24 protein-coding genes are annotated in these 16,677 nt (G+C 70.2%); 16 read left to right on the top strand and 8 right to left on the bottom strand.

Going from position 1 to position 16,677, the window contains the following annotated elements:
* The 16 genes from F4562_RS16745 (at window position 1) to F4562_RS16820 (ending at window position 11,065) form a co-directional block, all read left to right on the top strand.
* Window positions 1–792, top strand: coding sequence for a head-tail connector protein (locus F4562_RS16745; protein WP_184547517.1), 792 nt, complete (start codon window positions 1–3; stop codon window positions 790–792).
* Between the two features lie 107 nt (window positions 793–899).
* The gene (locus F4562_RS16750; RefSeq protein WP_184547515.1) at window positions 900–1,337 is read left to right on the top strand and encodes a hypothetical protein; all 438 of its coding nucleotides are present in this window, start codon (window positions 900–902) and stop codon (window positions 1,335–1,337) included.
* Window positions 1,337–1,774, top strand: coding sequence for an HK97 gp10 family phage protein (locus tag F4562_RS16755; protein ID WP_184547513.1), 438 nt, complete (start codon window positions 1,337–1,339; stop codon window positions 1,772–1,774). The genes F4562_RS16750 and F4562_RS16755 overlap by 1 nt, the downstream gene beginning before the upstream one ends.
* A gap of 12 nt (window positions 1,775–1,786) precedes the next feature.
* A complete protein-coding gene (locus tag F4562_RS16760) occupies window positions 1,787–2,284 on the top strand; it encodes a hypothetical protein (RefSeq protein ID WP_184547511.1) in 498 nt (165 codons plus the stop codon).
* A gap of 9 nt (window positions 2,285–2,293) precedes the next feature.
* The gene (locus tag F4562_RS16765) at window positions 2,294–2,575 is read left to right on the top strand and encodes a hypothetical protein (protein ID WP_184547509.1); all 282 of its coding nucleotides are present in this window, start codon (window positions 2,294–2,296) and stop codon (window positions 2,573–2,575) included.
* Complete coding sequence (locus F4562_RS16770) at window positions 2,576–3,058, top strand: phage tail tube protein (protein ID WP_184547507.1); 483 nt, start codon at window positions 2,576–2,578, stop codon at window positions 3,056–3,058.
* Window positions 3,059–3,538: a hypothetical protein gene (locus tag F4562_RS16775; protein ID WP_311734265.1), complete on the top strand. Its 480-nt coding sequence runs from the start codon at window positions 3,059–3,061 to the stop codon at window positions 3,536–3,538.
* A gap of 56 nt (window positions 3,539–3,594) precedes the next feature.
* Window positions 3,595–3,807, top strand: a complete 213-nt coding sequence (locus F4562_RS16780; RefSeq protein ID WP_446697323.1) for a phage tail assembly protein T — start codon at window positions 3,595–3,597, stop codon at window positions 3,805–3,807.
* Window positions 3,791–6,706, top strand: coding sequence for an NlpC/P60 family protein (locus F4562_RS35010; RefSeq protein ID WP_184547503.1), 2,916 nt, complete (start codon window positions 3,791–3,793; stop codon window positions 6,704–6,706). The genes F4562_RS16780 and F4562_RS35010 overlap by 17 nt, the downstream gene beginning before the upstream one ends.
* Window positions 6,703–7,989 carry a hypothetical protein gene (locus tag F4562_RS16790; RefSeq protein ID WP_184547501.1) on the top strand — a complete coding sequence of 429 codons (1,287 nt, stop codon included), beginning with the start codon at window positions 6,703–6,705 and terminating at the stop codon, window positions 7,987–7,989. Before F4562_RS35010 ends, F4562_RS16790 begins: the two co-directional genes overlap by 4 nt.
* 15 nt (window positions 7,990–8,004) lie before the next feature.
* A complete protein-coding gene (locus F4562_RS16795) occupies window positions 8,005–8,520 on the top strand; it encodes a hypothetical protein (protein ID WP_184547499.1) in 516 nt (171 codons plus the stop codon).
* Between the two features lie 68 nt (window positions 8,521–8,588).
* On the top strand, window positions 8,589–9,017 hold the full coding sequence (locus tag F4562_RS16800; RefSeq protein ID WP_184547497.1) for a hypothetical protein: 429 nt from the start codon (window positions 8,589–8,591) through the stop codon (window positions 9,015–9,017).
* Window positions 9,014–9,337, top strand: coding sequence for a hypothetical protein (locus F4562_RS16805; protein ID WP_184547495.1), 324 nt, complete (start codon window positions 9,014–9,016; stop codon window positions 9,335–9,337). Before F4562_RS16800 ends, F4562_RS16805 begins: the two co-directional genes overlap by 4 nt.
* A gap of 15 nt (window positions 9,338–9,352) precedes the next feature.
* Window positions 9,353–9,820: a hypothetical protein gene (locus F4562_RS16810; RefSeq protein WP_184547493.1), complete on the top strand. Its 468-nt coding sequence runs from the start codon at window positions 9,353–9,355 to the stop codon at window positions 9,818–9,820.
* A gap of 12 nt (window positions 9,821–9,832) precedes the next feature.
* Window positions 9,833–10,825 carry a peptidoglycan recognition protein family protein gene (locus F4562_RS16815; RefSeq protein WP_184547491.1) on the top strand — a complete coding sequence of 331 codons (993 nt, stop codon included), beginning with the start codon at window positions 9,833–9,835 and terminating at the stop codon, window positions 10,823–10,825.
* A gap of 66 nt (window positions 10,826–10,891) precedes the next feature.
* Complete coding sequence (locus tag F4562_RS16820; protein ID WP_221207831.1) at window positions 10,892–11,065, top strand: hypothetical protein; 174 nt, start codon at window positions 10,892–10,894, stop codon at window positions 11,063–11,065.
* A 62-nt stretch (window positions 11,066–11,127) separates the two neighbouring features.
* Here F4562_RS16820 and F4562_RS16825 read toward each other — a convergent pair whose 3' ends face one another.
* The 8 genes from F4562_RS16825 to F4562_RS35015 all read right to left on the bottom strand — a co-directional run bounded on the left by F4562_RS16825 (window position 11,128) and on the right by F4562_RS35015 (window position 16,539).
* Entirely contained in the window at window positions 11,128–11,838 is a 711-nt protein-coding gene (locus F4562_RS16825; RefSeq protein ID WP_184547489.1) for a hypothetical protein, read from the bottom strand.
* 31 nt (window positions 11,839–11,869) lie between these two features.
* Window positions 11,870–12,532, bottom strand: a complete 663-nt coding sequence (locus F4562_RS16830; RefSeq protein ID WP_184547487.1) for a pentapeptide repeat-containing protein — start codon at window positions 12,530–12,532, stop codon at window positions 11,870–11,872.
* Between the two features lie 66 nt (window positions 12,533–12,598).
* Window positions 12,599–12,793, bottom strand: a complete 195-nt coding sequence (locus F4562_RS16835) for a hypothetical protein (protein WP_184547718.1) — start codon at window positions 12,791–12,793, stop codon at window positions 12,599–12,601.
* Entirely contained in the window at window positions 12,790–13,926 is a 1,137-nt protein-coding gene (amcB, locus tag F4562_RS16840) for a cyclophane-forming radical SAM peptide maturase AmcB (RefSeq protein ID WP_184547485.1), read from the bottom strand. The genes F4562_RS16835 and amcB overlap by 4 nt, the downstream gene beginning before the upstream one ends.
* Window positions 13,927–14,127: 201 nt before the next feature.
* A complete protein-coding gene (locus tag F4562_RS16845) occupies window positions 14,128–14,304 on the bottom strand; it encodes a hypothetical protein (RefSeq protein WP_184547483.1) in 177 nt (58 codons plus the stop codon).
* Window positions 14,305–14,504: 200 nt separating this feature from the next.
* Window positions 14,505–15,167, bottom strand: a complete 663-nt coding sequence (locus F4562_RS16850; protein WP_184547481.1) for a hypothetical protein — start codon at window positions 15,165–15,167, stop codon at window positions 14,505–14,507.
* Entirely contained in the window at window positions 15,164–15,610 is a 447-nt protein-coding gene (locus F4562_RS16855; protein WP_184547479.1) for a hypothetical protein, read from the bottom strand. The genes F4562_RS16850 and F4562_RS16855 overlap by 4 nt, the downstream gene beginning before the upstream one ends.
* The gene (locus F4562_RS35015) at window positions 15,607–16,539 is read right to left on the bottom strand and encodes a hypothetical protein (protein WP_246473455.1); all 933 of its coding nucleotides are present in this window, start codon (window positions 16,537–16,539) and stop codon (window positions 15,607–15,609) included. The genes F4562_RS16855 and F4562_RS35015 overlap by 4 nt, the downstream gene beginning before the upstream one ends.
* Window positions 16,540–16,677 lie beyond the last annotated feature (138 nt).

Raw genomic sequence — 16,677 nt, forward strand, 5'->3', positions numbered from 1 at the left:
ATGACGTACGCCTTCGGGGCGCCGGTCCGGCTGACCACGGAGATCCGCTCCGGCGGCCAGCTCGTCACCCCGGCCTCGGTCGAGCTGACGATCCGGCTGCCGGACGGCACGACCGCCGGTCCGCTGACCCCGCCCGCGGACGGTGTGGGGCTCTACCACTACGACTACGTCTCATCTCAGGCCGGGCGGCACATCGCCCGGTGGACCACCACCGGCCCGGCGGGTGCGACCGAGGAACCGTTCGACGTCGCGCCGATGTGGGATGCCGGGATCGTCTCCCTGGCCGAGGCGAAGAAGCACCTGAACATCACCACTTCGGCCGACGACGGAGAGCTGGCCGAGGTGATTCGCGCGGTGACGCCCGTCATCGAACGTCACGCCGGGGCGGTGACCCGCCAGACCTACACCGAGGACCACCCGGACGGCTACGGTCTCGTGCTCCAGCACACCCCGGTGCTGGCCGTCACCGCGATCACAGGGGCGCGACCGGGCGTGCTGGACCAAGCGGTGGACGAGCTGGCCGACGCCCGCGCGACCGGCGTGGTCCGGCGCCTCGACGGCAGGTGGATCTCCGGGCCGGTGCGGGTGACCTATACCGCGGGCCGTACGTCGGTGTCGGCGAACGTCCGCCTGGCCGCGCTCATCATCATCGCTCACCTGTGGGAGACCCAGCGCGGAACCGTGGCCCCGCGGCTCGGCAGTGATGACGAGGTATGGGATCCGCGGGCGGGGTTCGCCGTGCCACGCCGGGCGCTGGAGCTGCTGGGCGAGCAGGTGCCTGGCATCGCATGAGGCCAGGCCCGTGAGGGATTTCGAGGTCAGGCTGAACCTGACCGGCCAGAGGTCAGGTTCAACCTGACCCCGGAACGAGTGGGGGAATCCGCGCTATGCCGCAGAGCGTGAGCACCATCCCGGCCGTCCTGGACGCCTTGGTGGCCGCGGCCCGCCGGGTACTGCCCGGTGTGCAGGTGGTCGACGGCCAGCCGCTGGCGGCCGAGCAGGAGATCGTCTGCGTCGGCTTCACCGGGGAGCCCGGCGAGACGTCCGTGGAGAACATCCGCACCCGCGAACAGGTGACGCTGGACCCTGACCGCGAGTCCTACGAGATCACCTGCCTGGCCGCCGTACTGCGCGGCGAGACCGACGCCGCCGCCGTACGGGCGCGGGTCTACGAGATGGTCAGCGCTCTGGCCAGCGAGCTGGCCACCGACCCGACCCTCGGCGGGGTGTGCGGGCGAACGCAGCTCACCACCGAGGACCTGGCCCAAGAGCAGACGAAGCAAGGCGCCCAGGCCATCGTCCGGTTCGTGATCAGCGTGGACGCCTGGACGTACTGATGGCGAAGCAGCAGCCGACCGGCGCCGACGATCTGCGCGGGCTGATCCGTGATCTGGGCAAGCTGCCTGACGCGGTGCGCAAGGAACTGCGGCCCGCGCTGCGCCGGGCCGGCACCCGGGCGCGTACCCGGGCGCAGGGCAACGCCTCCTGGTCACGGCGCATCCCGCGGGCGATCCGGCTCCAGGTCTCATTCGCCAAGCGACGGCCCGGCGTGGCCCTGTCGGTCAACAAGAACCTGGCGCCGCACGCAAGGCCGCTGGAGAACCTCGGCAAGCCCGGCAGCTTCCGTCACCCGATGTTCGGCGACCGCAAGCGCTGGGTGACGCAGCGTGCCCGCCCCTTCTTCTTCCCCGCCGCCGCGGCCGAGTGGCAGCAGATCGACCGCGACGTGGCCGCCGCCGTGGATGCCGCCGCCCGGCGGCACGGCTTCCGATGAGAGGACGACCCTATGCCCCTTGACTCGCGGCTGCTGGTCCAGCTCGCCGCCAACCTGACCAACTCGCTGGACCTAACCACGGTGTCGGCGCCACTGTCGTTCGCCCGGCAGCTCAACCTCACCGACGGCGCCGGGGCGGGCCAGGCGAACCGGCTCTGGTCCGACACCCGCACCGTCGGGCCGTCGGCGACCGACAGCATCGACTTGGCCGGCAGCCTGACCGACCCGTTCGGGGCCGCCCTGACCTTCGCCCGGATCAAGGCGGTGCTGGTGGCCGCCGCGCTGGCGAACGTCACAGAGGTGCGCGTCACCCGGCCCGCCAGCAACGCCGTGCCGTTGTTGAGTGCCGCCGCCTATCTACCGGTCAAGCCCGGCGGCGTCTTCCTGTGGTTCGACCCGAGCGCGGCTGGCGTGCCGGTGACGGCCGGTACGGGCGACCTGCTCGACATGGTCAACAGCGGCGCGACGGCGGCCACCTATGACGTGGTCATCATCGGCGCGGCGTCGTAGGAGGCGGGCATGGCAGAGCTGGAGATGATCCGCATCCGCAACCCGCGGATTGACGGCGGCGGCCGGGTGATCGAGGTCCCTGCCTCGGCGCTGAGCCACTACCAGCGTTCCGGCTGGGAGTCGGCCGTCGAGTCCGTTGAAGAGCCGCCGACTGCGGCCTCGGCCGATCCGCCGCCCGACGGCCAGGCCGCACCCGAGCAGGACACCGAAGCCCCGGAGACCCCGGGGCTTTCGCACGCCACCACCGAGTCGCCGCGGCGTCGGCGCGCAAGCACGAAGGAGGGCGAGTAGATGGCCGCCACGCCGATCGCGAAGGTCACCCGGTACTGGCCGAAGGGCAAGCTCAAGTGGTACTGGGTGCCCACCATCGCCAACATCAACGCGCCCACTCGGGCGGAGTTGAACGCCGGGGTCGATCTGTCCGGTGAGGTCGCCGGCTATGACGGCTGGACCACCAGCTCCAACTTCGAGAACGCGCCCGACGTCAACAGCCGCTTCGTCTCCAAGGTGGCGGCCGACATCGAGGCCGAGGACTCCAGTCTGACGATGTACGCCGATCCGTCCGGCAGCGACGCCCGCACGCTCATGCCGCGCGGCAGCACGGGCAACATCGTGCGCTTCGGCGGTGGTGACATCCCGGGCCGGAAGATGGATGTCTTCCCGGTCGAGGTCGGCGCGGTCAGCAAGCCCTTCGAAATGGACGCCGTGCCGGTGATCCAGTTCCAGTTCGCCATCACATCCGAACCCGCCGAAGACGTCACTGTCCCCGCTTAAGTGCGCGAGCTGCTGCGGCTCGTCTGGGCCGATCTGCGGCGTCTAGCCGCTCACCTGGAATCCGCGAGAGAGGACTACATCGACATGCTGCTCGGCCGTGAACAGATTCTTGCCGCCGACGACTTGCCCGTGGAGGACGTGCCCGTCCCTGAGTGGGGCGGGGAGGTCCGTCTGCGGGGCCTGACTGGTGCCGAGCTGGACGAGTACCAGGCGTCCCTGGTGGTGCAGACCTCCAACGGTCAGCAGAAGACGAACCTTCGCAATGCCACGGCCAAACTCGTCTCCCGGTGCGCCGTCAACGAGGACGGCAGCCCGCTGTTCGAGCCGAAGGACCTGCTCAAGCTCAGCAGCAAGAGCGCCGTCGCCCTCCAGCGCCTGGCCAACGTCGCCCAGCGTCTCAACGGCCTGACCGACGACGACCTCAAGGAGCTGACCGAGGATTTCGACGACGGCCCGAGCGCCTCGCCCACCACCGACTAGCGCTCGCCCTCGGCTGCACCGTCGCCGAACTGCTCGCGCGGATCAGCGCACGTGAGCTGGCGGCCTGGCAGGTGTTCGAGCGGCTGACCGGCCCGATCGACCTGCGCGAGCGGATCGACGCCGCCGCCGCGCTGATCGCCGAGCGCATCACCAACTGCCTCACCGAGACCAAGGGCGAGCCGCCCGAGGCCGCCGACTTCATGCCGCGCTGGGACACACAGCGGATCGAGTGGGAGCAAGGGGGAGGCGACGATGGCGACGATTCGTAACCTCCTCATCCGGCTCGGGGTCGACTTTTCCGAGCGCGGCATCAAGAAGGCCGAACGGGCGGTCGCACGGTTCGAGAAGCGGCTCGTCGGGGTGAGCGGCCTGGCGGCCAAGGGCGCCGGCCTGGCGTCCCTGGCCGGCGCGGCGACCTCCCTCGGCGTCGCCCTGGCCCCGGCGACGGCCGCCGTGGTGGCCCTGCCCGCAGCGCTGGCCGCTGTCAAGGTCGCCACCGGGGTGGCCAAGGTCGGCTTGGTCGGCATGGGTGACGCTATGAGCGCCGTGGCCGAGGGGGATGCCAAGAAGCTGGCCGAGGCGATGAAGAAGTTGTCGCCGAACGCCCGCGCCTTCGTCAAGGAGACGGGTGGCCTGAAGAAGGCGTTCGACCCCGTCCAGCAGGCCGTACAGAACAGGTTGTTCGAGGGACTGGCCGCACCCATGGGCAAGGTCGGCCGCGGTCTGCTGCCGACCGTGCGCAAGGGCATGCTCGGCGTATCCGGCGCCCTGAACGGCATGGCCAAGGAAGCCCTGAAGACAGCCAAGTCACCGATGTTCAAGAAGGACCTCGGCAAGGTCTTCACAGGCACCACCGGCATCGTCAAGACGCTGACCGGCGCGGTCGGCCCGCTGCTGACGATCGTGTTGAAGCTCGCCACCGCAGGAATGCCACTGGTCAAGCGGATGGCCGAGTGGGCGGTCAGCGGCGCCAAGGCCGGGGCGGCGTTCCTGAAGTCCAAGGAGGGCGCGGCCCAGATGGCGGGCTGGGCCACGAAAGCTGGCAACACCCTCGCTCAGCTCGGCCGCATCGGTAAGAACCTCGCTGGGTTCCTCGGCGGGATATTCAAGAGCGCCAAGGGCTCCGGTGACGGCGTCCTGACCACCATCGAGCAGATCACCGCCCGTATGGCGGCCTTCTCCCAGTCAGTCGGCGGCCAGGCCCGGATGACCGAGGCGTTCCGGCTGCTGCTGGAGATCCTGCGTGCGGTGGTCGGAGTGCTGCCCATCTTCCTCGGGCCGCTGGGTGCCGTCCTGAAGATCATGACCGCGTTGCCGGGCCCGGTGCGCGGCGTGGCCGTGCAGCTCCTCGCCTTCTCCGTCGTCGCCGTGGCCTTGGGCGGCAAGCTCAGCTTCCTGTTCAAGACGATCACGACCGTGTCCACGGGTGCCATCGCGGCTGGTGGCGCGATGGTCAAGTTCGGATCCGGCTTGATTCGGGGCGGGGCGGCGCTGGGGGAGAACGCCTCGGCCGCCGCCCGCGCCGGCGCCGCGGTGCGCTCCTTTGGCGGCGCCGTCTCCCGGGGCGTCATGACCAGCGCGAGCATGGTGACCAACCTGTCGGCGCTGGCGTGGGAGAAGGGCAAGGTCGCCGCCCAGGCCGCCATCGCCACCACGCGCACGGTGGCCATGACCGTGGCGCAGAAGGCAGCGGCCGTCGCCTCCCGCGCTCTGGCGATGGCGACCCGGCTGGTCAACGCGGCGATGCGCGCCAACCCGATCGGGATCGTCATCACGCTGCTGACCGCCATCGGCGCGGCCCTGGTGCTGGCCTACAAGAAGAGCAGCACGTTCCGGGCGATCGTCGATGGTGCGCTGCGCGCGGTCGCCGCAGCCGGGCGGTGGATGTGGAACACCGTGCTGCAACCGATCTTCTCGACGTTGGCGCGGGTCATCACCGTGACCGTGCCGAACGCCTTCAAGGCCGGGGTCGCAGCGATCGGCAGGTTCTGGGGCAAGATCCAAGAGGTCGCGCGCAAGCCGGTCGCGTTCGTGGTCAACACCGTGTACAACCAGGGAATCCGCCGGGTGTGGAACTGGGTGGCCTCCAAGGTCGGCCTCGGTCAGCTCGACGAGATCAAGGGCTTCGCGGCTGGCGGCATCCTGCCCGGTTACTCCAGCCGCGACGACCGGCTCATCATGGCCCGCAGCGGTGAGGGCATCTTGGTGCCGGAGTTCGTCCGTGCGCTGGGGGCCGATTTCATCCACCGGGGCAACGCCGCCGCCCGGCGCGGCGGGCCGAAGGCGGTGGCCAAGGAACTCGGCATCGCCGGTGACCCGGGCGGGCTCGGCATCCCGGGGTTCGAGCGGGGCGGCATCGTCGGTGCGATCGGCGGGTTCTTCGCCAAGGCGAAGAACTGGTTCGTCGAGGGATTCATGAACGCCGCCCGCGCCGCCCTCAACCCGTTGATCACCGGTACGGCCAGTGCGGTCGGCGGGACCGGCATCGGGCAGTTGATGACCGGCGTGGTCCGGTCGCTGGTGGGTGGCGCCCTGAAGGCGTTTGTGCCGGTCCAAGGGCAGATCGGCGGGCCGGGCCGGCGCGCGGTCGCGGCGGCGCGCTCGCAGATCGGCGTGCCGTACTCGTGGGGCGGCGGCGGTCCAGGCGGACCCGGCTACGGGTTCGCGCAGGGCGCCGGGATCCGCGGCTTCGACTGCTCGTCGCTGATGCAGTACGCCTGGCACAAGGCGACGGGCCGGGTCATCCCGCGGACGACGTACGCGCAGATCCCGTGGGTGAAGCGCGTGCCCAAGCCGGTGCCGGGCGCGCTCGGGTTCCCGCACTCGGGGCACGTGTTCATGGCCACTGAACGCGGCACGATCGTGGAGGCGCCGTACACCGGCGCCCGGGTGCGTGAGACCGGGATGCGGTCGGCGTGGTGGGGCATGCCTCCGTGGCAGTTCGACGACGGCGGCGTACTGCCGCCCGGGATGACACCGGTCTACAACGGCACCCGGCGCCCGGAGTACGTCTTCACCCAGCGGCAGATGCGTGCCATCGGCGGCAACCATTACACGATCAACGTGCGGGTGGCCGCGACCGCCAACCGTGCCGAGATCGGCCGGGAGATCGTCGCCGCCATCAAGGAGTTCGAGCGCGGCAGCGGTGCCTCGTGGAGGAAGCCGTGACCTACGCCTTCCCCAAGGTCGTCGTCGAGGCCGGGTTCACTGTCACCGACCCGCCGGGCACGCTGCTGCACCTGGACGACGCCGTGCTCGGCCTGCTCGATACCGGCACCCTGGCCGGTGACGAGAACTGGGAGGACCTGTCGGACGCCGGGTGGACCCGCGAGGTGACCATCACCCGCGGCTCCAACCGGGTCGAGTCCCCGCTGATCAAGTACGAGGCTGGCACCGCCACGATCGAGCTGGACAACCGTGACCGCCGCTTCGACCCCACCCACCTCGGCGGCCCGTACGTCGCGGCCGGGCGCACGCAGCTCATGCCGATGCGACCGATCCGGATCCGCGCCACCTGGGCCGGGGTCACCTACGACCTGTACCGGGGGTACGCCGACGACTGGCAACCCTCCTGGGACCACCCGACCATGAGCGTCACGACGGTGCCGTGCTTCGACGCCTTCGAGGCCCTGGCCAACAACAGCCGCGCGGCCGTGGCCGCGGTCGGCGCCGGGGAGACGACCGGCCAGCGCATTCACCGCATCCTCGACTCGGCGGGCTGGTCGCCGATCCACCGGCTCATCAGCATGGGCGACTCCACCGTGCAGGCCACCACCCTGGAAGGTGAGGCCCTGGCCGAACTTCAGCGCGTCGCCGACTCCGAGCTGGGCGAGCTGTACGTGGACGGTGCCGGCCGGGTGGTCTTCCGCAACCGGCGGGCGCTACTGACCGACAGTCGGAGCAACACCAGTCAGGCGACGTTCGGTGACGACCGGGCCGCCGGGGAGCTGCCGTACCAGGATCCGCAGGCGGGCAACGACAAGACCCAGCTCTACAACCTAGTCAGGATCGGCCGGGCGGGCGGCACGGTCCAGGTGACCGAGGACACCTCCAGCCGCGAGGAGTTCTTCACCCGCACGTTCGAGCGAGACGACCTGCTGCTGGAGACCGACGCCGAGGCCCGCGACTACGCCGCCTGGATCCTGCACATCTCCCGCGAGCCGGAGCTGCGGTTCGCGCAGATCACGATCAACCCGATGCGAAATCCGACCGAGCTGTTCCCCCAGGTACTCGGCAGAGAGATCGGCGACCGCATCACGGTGATCCGGCGCCCGCCCGGCGGCGGCGATCCGGTGGTACGCGACTGCTTCATCCGCGGCATCGTCCACGAGATCAAACAGGCGCGCTGGCGGACCACGTGGACGCTCCAGAGCGCGACCAAGGTCAGCAGCTTCGTGACGCTCGACCATCCATCTCTCGGCCAGCTCGACGCCAACGCTCTTGCCTACTGACCCGGAAGGATGACCGTGGCCTTCAAGGACTGGGTGCCCGGCGCGGTGCTCACCGCTGCCGACCTCGACCGGTACATGATGCAGCAGGACTGGGTGGTCAAGACCTCCGACCAGTCGGTCACTAACTCCGCCACCCCGGTCCTCGACTCCGAACTGATGCTGACCGTCGAGGCCAACAGCCGATACTGGGTGGACGCCTTCCTGATCGCCGACGGCGCCACCGGAGGTGACCTCCAGCTCGGCTGGACCGGTCCGGCTGGCTGCGCCTTCGACTGGGTCTCCGACGGGTTGGCGGTCGCGGCCACGACCGGTGTCGACGCGGTCAGCCGTACCGCCCAAGGTCTGACGAACCTTCCCAGCATCGGCATGATCGGAGTCGGCAGCAACATCGCGATCCCGCTGCGCGGCGTGCTGACCACCGCGGGCTCCGGCGGCGTGCTGCGCGTGCGCTGGGCACAGGCCACGGCCAACGCCACGGCGACCCGGATGAGGGCCGGGTCGCTACTGCGCATCACCAAGCTGGTCCCGTAGCGCTGATCCGGCGGGTTAGCCAAGGTGCCCGCATTCCATGGCGGGTCGACCTTCAACTGGAGGGCGTGATGACTCTCGACTGGCGCAACCAGATGCGGCACAACCCATTCGGCACGACGGCCGCCGGCGCCGCAGTCGTCCTCGGCGGTCTGGGCCTGGTCCTCGGTGCCGACGTCTCCCAGGGCATGACCAACAGCCTGCGCGGCAGCGCTGACATCGTCGCGCACCTGTGGGGTGGCGCGTTCGCCGCCGGCGGCGTCTTGAAGCTGGTCGGCCTGTACCGGCATCGGTCGGAGGTCGAGATCCCCGGGCTGTGGATGCTCACCGGCGGCTACGCCTTCTACTCGATCACCGTGACCGTCGGCCTAGGCGTGCATGGCCTGGCCGCCGGCACCATCTCCGCGGCGCTGACGATCGGCTGCCTGCTCAAAGCGAGGAACATCATGCGCAGCGCCCGGATGGCCGCCCGCCTGCGCCCGCGCCCGGATGGCTCGTGAACTGGACCGCCGTACTGGTGGCGATCGCGCAGGTCGCCGTAGGGGGCGGCATCGTGCAGGCCGTTATCGCCTTCACCCGGCGACGCGCTGAGTTGCGGCAGCTCGACCGCCAATCCGACAGCGTCGCGGTCGAAGCGGCCAGCAGCGTCGTCGGCATGCTCCGCACCGAGCTGGACGCGACCAAGGCCGAGAACAAGGAACTGCGCTCGGCTGTCGCCGACCAACAGCGGCAGATCCAGGCGCTCGCCGAGCAGGTGTCCACGCTACGCGCGGACCTGGCCGTCGCCAAAGCGGAGATCGTCCGCCTGCAAGGCGGCTGACCGAGGGAGGACCGCGTGCCTGATGTCGTGTGCTCGCTGAAGGTCGACGTCGCCCAGGCGGTGCCGCCGGGCCCGGACTACTACCTGGTGCGGTTCCCGTACGGCACCGAGTCCTACGACGCGCACGGTATGCACGCCACCGTGCAGCCGGACGACGTCACCTCCGCCTACCCCGATCCGCGCTCGGGCCTGATCTGGCCGCAGCACGATGCGTGGGCGGATCTGTACGCGCTCCTGTACTGGGAGGACGGGGACTACACGGAGCTGCGGGATCGGTTCGTCCGTGACCCGCTCGGCCTCGCCGACGTCCCGGATTCCACCTGCACCGAGGACCGGCCGGTCACGCCGGGCGGCCAGTTCATCGCGAAGTCCTGGGGGATGTTCGTCCACCCGGGCGTGCCGCTCGGTCTGATGGTCCGGCACAACTCTCTCAAGCCGGTGAAGCTCACCCTTGCTGAGTTCAAGCTGGCCTACCGCATCTGAGAGGAGGCTCTCATGCCTATCGACCTCATCAGCCGTGCCGCGTGGGGTGCTCGCGCGCCGAGCGGCTCCTACACCGCGCTCGCCGCGACCCGAGGTGTGAAGGTCCACTACACCGGGGGCCACGTGGACCCGGCGACCCTGACCGACCACAACCGGTGCGTGGCTGCGGTGCGCGGCATCCAGAACGGTCACATGGACGGCAACGGCTGGATGGACATCGGCTACTCGGCCGTCGTCTGCGGGCACCGGAAGGTCTTCATCGGCCGCGGCCTGCACCGCGTCCCGGCCGCGAATGGCCCCGGCCTGAACGGCGGCCATTACGCCGTGCTCGGCCTGGTCGGCACCTCCGGCGTCGTCGCCCCGCCGGAGGCGATGCTGCACGGCATCCGCGACGCCATCGAGTGGCTGCGTGACGAAGGCGATGCGGGGGCCGAGATCAAGGGTCACTGCGACGGCTACGCGACGAGCTGCCCCGGCGATGCGCTGTACGCCTGGGTCCGCGCCGGAGCGCCTCGCCCGTCCACGACCACCCCGCCCGCCGAACCACCCACAGAGGAGGAAGAAGTGCCCGAAGTCGTCTCGCTCGGCCTGAGCGCCGAGGCCACCGTCAAGCCGAACATCACCCATCAGCCCTGGTGGACCGGGGAGTACCGGGACACCGCGGGCTGGCATCCGGCCGGCGGCCAGTCGATCGCGCCGGATACGGACGTGTGGGCCGACCTGGTGGCGTTCATCGCGCTGCGCGGCCTGGCACCTGGGGAGAAGGTCGAGGTCGGCTTCACCCGGCACGCGGCCGACGGCTCCCTGGTGGACTACGCCTGGCCGAACGGCCGACTCATGGCCGTCTACGCCGACGCCGACGGCCGAGCGGAGGCGAGTATCAACGGCCACTTCAAGCTGTCGGCGACCACCCGCGGCCGGGTGACCATCCGGCACGCCAGCGCGGGCACGGTCACGCTGGAGACCGCCTCCGCTTTCAAGGGCATCCTGCACCGCTACGCCTGACCGGATTTCCGCCCGGCTTGAGGGCGGCCTGCCTCTGAGGAGGGTTACATGATCAAAATAGGAAGCATGGCCAAGGCCATCGTGGCTGCCGGCTCGGCCGGCCTGGGGGCACTGGTGACCGCCATGGACGACAACGTCATCGTGACCGGGGAGTGGGTCACGGTCGGCTTGTTCGTGCTTGGCGCCCTTGGCGTCACCTATGTCGTGCCGAACGCCGAGCGCTCAGACCCGCGCCGGTAGTCACCGCACAGTTCGCGCCTGCGGCCCCGGTCCTCTTGAGAGGACCGGGGCCTGTTTCCTTTTCACCCCAGCCAGAAGGCAGCGAGTGACCACTTCTGGGCCCCACTTGTGGAGCCGTCGTGCGGCGCGAGTTCGGTCGGCGCGATGTATCCCTGGCCGGGCTCCAGGCGGATGCGCAGGCACCGTAAAGGGTGCCCGTCGGCGACGTATCGGCGCACGTCATCGGTGTGCGGGCAGTGCTGCTCCCGGTCACGGCCCAGGACGCGGCAGATTTCCATGACGTCCCGGTCACCGACCAGGAGGTAGCGGATCCCCGGGCCGAAGTTGATGCACAGCCGTCGGCGGCTGTGCTGCCGGGCCGGATACGGCAGCCGGTCCCAGTTGTCCACGTGCAGTCCGATCCTTCTGCCGACCGCCGTGTCCTCGGTGGAGGTGAGCAGCCCGGCCGGGCTGCGCGTGTAGACGTGTCGTCTGCGTGGCCAGCGGCCGTTCAGCGGGTCGAGAGCGGCTGCGGCGTCCACACGGCCTTGCAGATCGTCGGAGGCGAAGACCGGCAGATCCTGGCTGACCAGTTCGAGTGTCATGCCGGGCGGCGTTTCGGCGTCGGGCCGGAGTCGTTCGGCCTCTTCCTCGCCGAGGGCTGTCCAGTTCTCCTGGGGGACGACGGCGGCGCCGTCGTCGTAGCCCGGCGTGTCGCCTGCCTGCCGGACGTCCCCGATGTCGATACGCCCCTGGATGTCGTCGAACCGGTCGAACAGCAGCCGTACGCCCATGTCTTCGCCTCCCGTGCAGCTGGCTGGGGTCCTACTCGAAGGTGATCTCCAGCTCGGCCGCGAACGCCTCGGCGAGGCCCTGGAGCTGCGGCCGATCGACGATGACCTTCTTGAGCGCGCTCACTCCGCGAAGGCCGGACAGGTCGTTGCCGCGCAGGTCGCAGCCACGATAGGTGCCGCCGTCGAACTCGGTCAGGTGCAGGTCGCACTCGTCGAACGCCACGCCGCTCAGGTCGGCCGCGGAGAACCTCGCTTCACGCAGGGAGCAGGAGGAGAAGATGACCGGCCCGGTGGCGCGTACGCGAGTGAAGGCGGCGAGATCGAACTTGCACCGCTCGAAGACCACGTCATCGAACGTGGTCTCCTCCCACACCGCGCCGAGCATCCGGCAGTCGGTGAAGACGACGCGGGAGAGCTTGCTGTCCGCCCAGCGGAGGCCGGACAGGTCGCAGCCGGAGAACTCGACCGAGTGCAGGCGCAGCTCGTCCAGGTGGGCACGCTGGGTGGTGAGGCCGGTGACGCGCCCGTCCATGAGCTGGGTCTCCGACAGGGAAAGCTCGCGCAGTCGGGCATCGGCGTATCTGAACTCGCGCAGCTTGCCGTGCTCGTCCTCCAGCGAATCGACCTCGTCCAGGTAGGCGTCGTCCAGGTCGGGCAGCGTGACGCTCGTCCGGCGTACGGTGCGTGTGTCCATCGTCCTGCTTTCCATAGAGGAGATACGTGGTCCGCCGTGGGCGCGAGGAGACCGCGCCCACGGCGATCATCTGCTACTTCTTCTTGCCCCAGTTGTCCCAGCTCGGCCTGTTGTCGAATCCCCCTTCTTCATGTTGTCCCAGCTCGGCTTGTTGTCGAACTTGGCGGCTCGCATCGGAGTGGGGTTCTCAAGGGTGCTGGTACCGATCAGCTCGTCGACCACCTTCGCATCCGTGGTGGTCAGGTACTCCAGCATGGTCATGCCGCGATCTCCTTTTTGGTTGTGGTGTACAGAGCGGTGATGAGGGCTTGACGGGTGAGCCGGCAGTAGTCGGTCTCCGTGGCCGTGAAGGTGCCGTGCTCGAAGTAGCGGTTGCCCGCCTGGGCGCCGCGGCAGAAGGCGAAGAACTCGCATTCGGCCTGGCAGCGAGACAGGCCGGTCATGAACTCGGCGACGTAGCGCAGCCGATGCGCCTGAGCCAACATGCTGGCGATGGTCTGATGGCGGACGTTCCCGGCGAGGAAGTCGCCGTAGGCGTCGTCGCTGATGCCCGCCAGCTCGGGTGACATCAGCACCACGTCCCCGTCGACCGACACTGTCGGAATCGGGTCGAGGCCGTGTCTGCACCACTCGTCGCGCTGCCCGCTGCGGGCGAGGTGCAGATAGTCGGTGACCCGTTCAAGCTCCCGCAGTGCGGGCCCTCCGCTATGGGTCCTGCGCCAGTCCAGGACCCGTTGCCAGAACCGCTCGGCCTGGTCCCGGGTGATCCCGCACTGTCGATCGTTGACGCCTTCCATCTCCTCCACGTTCAGGCCGACGGTGTGCGGCCCCAGGTCCGCGAGGAAGTCCAGGAGGGCTTCGGGCCACTCCATGCCCTCGGTCCCCACGACGGCGATCACGCTGAAGCGGATGCCGCGGTCACGCAGGCGGCGGATGCCGCGCACGATCCGGGCGAAGGCGGGCTGGCCGCGCAGATCAACCCGCCGGGCGTTCAGTGCCGCCGGGCCGTCGATGCTGACGCCGACACGGACCTGGTAGCGGGCGAGCAGATCGCACCACTCGTCGTCGATGAGGGTGGCGTTGGTCTGCACGCTGTGCTGAATCCGTCCCGCCTGACGCAGGCCCTCGAACGGCGCGAGCAGCGCGGTGAACTTGCTCCGGCCCAGGGCGAGAGGCTCCCCGCCGTGCCACACGATGTCCAGCGGGTTACCAGGATCGGCCAGCTCCGCCGCCGAGTCGGCGACGGCCTGGGCGACCTCGGGGGACATCTCGCTGCGGAGGCGCCGGTGCGGCAGATAGCAGTAGCGGCAGTCGAGGTTGCACAGCGTGGTCGGCTGGAGTACCAGGGTCCTGGCCCGGCCGAACCACCGATCGAACTCTGATCGCCCTTCCATCTCGGGCGTTCCTTTCGTAGGGGGAAGGAGTCGTGGTGCCCGTGGCCACGAGAGGGTTGTCGCTCTCCGCAGGGATGGAGGGCGGTTCGTCTCGTGGCCACGGGGTCGTGCCTGGCGGGCCTCGCCGGTGACGTTGGGCGTGGGCCGACCGGCGGGGATGAGTGAGGCCCGCCAGAGTTCGAGTTCGGAGAAGTGCTCTGGTTACCGGGATCGCCTGCGCAGGAGGGGGACGAACGTCGCGACCAGGGCCGCCACGCACAGCGCGATCATCACTGCGAGAACAGGCGTCGGCACCGAGTCCGGTGAAGTCACCACCCAGCCGGCGAGGGCCAGGGTGCCGACGATGAAGATCACATTTCCAACGTGTTTGAGGTTCACCGTGTCTCCGCTCAGCGAATGGGGTAGGAGCGGTGCCCTCGCCACCCCTGACGAGGGCACCGCCGCGGCGACCGCATGCCCCTCCGCCTGAAAGGGTGCGGTCGCGTCTGGCCCCGTGAGCGGCACCGGGGATGAGAGCCGCTCACGGGATGGGGTGGCGCGGCGGCACGGCATAGGGGCGTCCGGGCCGCCGCGCCGGCTTATGGGACCGGCACGTCGGCCGGCCGTAGGTCATGCAGTTCGACGATGAGCTGAGTGGCCAGCGTCCGGCCGAACAGGTGCGGCTCGTCCAGGCCGACACTGATCTGGTGCCGAGTCTCGACCACCCGGCCGTCGCCGTCTTGGGCGTACAGGTTGCCTAGCACGCCGATCGGGCGGTAGTCGCCCACCGTGCAAACGACCGGCGACCCCTTCCGCAGATGCGGGCAGGCGGCCAGCGCCTCGGCGATGTGGGCCCTGCACGTGGGCGGGCCAGCCGTGGGCCAGGTGGCTGGCAAGTCATCAGGGGCGGCAGGGATGATCCACCACGTCCGATTGGGCTCGCCGGGGTCTTTGGCGCTCCGGCCGCAGACCCGGCACAGCCGCTTGAGCATGCACCTGCGCTGACGCAGCGTGTGGATCATGGGCCACAGCACCTTCGTGCCGCGCCCGATGCCGCACCGGGCCCACAACATCCCGAACATCCAGTCCTGAACGGTGGCATCGGTGTAGGCCAGCCGGGGCACGCCTCCCTGCCGCTCGAAGATGAGCGGCAGGGAGGCGACCTCCTCGGCGTACGGGGTGACGTACGGCTTGCGCGGCGAGGCAGTCACGACGGCGCCGAGGTGGATCTCCCCCGCGGCACGGACGTCGGGCGTCGTCATCGTGCGCTCCGGCGTGGACGACGCGGGCGGGCCGGGTAAGGACTCCGCCCGCCCGCGTCCCGCACAACGCCGACACCGCGCCGCGCTGCGTTGTGCGTTACCTGCGGCACGGCGGCGTGCGCCTGGGAAAGTGCGGTGCCGCCGTGCCTGCTCTGGGGAGGGACGGGGAGCGCGGGCCAAGCGAAGGAGGTCTCCGCCTCGCGCATCCGCTCCTCCAGCTCCTCGGGGGTGTCGGATTCGACCATCAACGGCTCGGGCACCGGCCAGGCCGCGATGGCGTAGAAGCGGCGGCTGCCCAGGCTGTAGAGCACGCCCCAGCCCGGCCATGCAGCGGTCAGCCGCTCGGCCTCGGCGCGGGCCGGGCCGTCCCACAGACGGCGGTGCACGGCGGCCGGGGCCAGGCCCGCGCGGTGCCGTCCGGGTGTGCGGGAGCGCCCGATCATGAGACCACCCGCTCAGCGGTCTCTTCCTGCGGGGTGGTCTCGGCCACCCGCTTGGCGATCTCTTCCTGCCGGGTGACCTCGGCCTGTACCTCGTCGAAGGTGTCGGCGTCCACGGTGGGCTCGGCTCCGGCGCGCAGCGCGCCCCGGGGGAACCGCGTGCGGCGGATGGCCCAGAAGCGGCCCTTGTCGCTGATGATCAGTCGCCAGCCGGGAATCGTGGGGATCGCGGGGGCGGGTGTTGTGGACCTAGCATCTTCCATGGATCGGACCTCCATCCGATCAAGGACCCGTTCTGTCGTGTACGGCGACAGGCGGGTCCGCCTTATGTGGTGGGGAAGAAGTGCCTGGAGCGCGCCGTCCGGTACGGGCGGGCGGTGCGTCGGTGGAGTGGCTTTCGCCTGCCCGGCGCTGCGGACGCTCGTAATGCGGCCGGGCGCGGGGCGCGGGCGGTCGCCGCGCCGGGCCGGCCTGGTGGCGGCGGGGCGTGACCCGGGCCGGAGGAAGGGCCGGGGCGTCCGCCTGGGCAGCGGCGGCGGTACGGCGGGCGCGGCCGGAAGCGGGGCCTGCTGCGGTACGGCGGGCGGGTCCGCGGCGGGAACGGGCGCGGGGGTCTGCTGGACGGGCGGCTCGGGGCGGCGCTGCGCGGGCACCAGCGGGATCACCTCGACCGGCGCGACATCGGCGGGCGGCTCGACGCGGGGGAGGACCTGTGGGCCGCCGCGGTGCCGGGCCTCCAGGCGCGCGTTCATCAGCGCGCCGTCCGGCTGGACGTAGTCGTGATCGGTGGGCTGGCCGGGGCAGCCGTGCGCGTAGGGGGCGTGCCCGCAGACGGCGCAGCCCATCGGCATCGGTGACGCGTCGGCGAAGCAGCCGCAGCCGTCTCCGAGCGCCATAGTCCGGTCGAGAACCGGGGCGCTAAGGTTCGTCATGGGTCAGGAGGACCTTCCTGATCAAGGGATCCGTACGGCGTGACAGCGCCTGCGGATCCCGACCTTTGCGTAGCGAAGCGGATCGTCACCGTTCGCCTACGCTACTATGGTTCGGGCGGTCCCATGGTGCTTCGCGGA

The organism is Streptosporangium becharense (assembly GCF_014204985.1).
GTDB classification, from domain to species: domain Bacteria; phylum Actinomycetota; class Actinomycetes; order Streptosporangiales; family Streptosporangiaceae; genus Streptosporangium; species Streptosporangium becharense.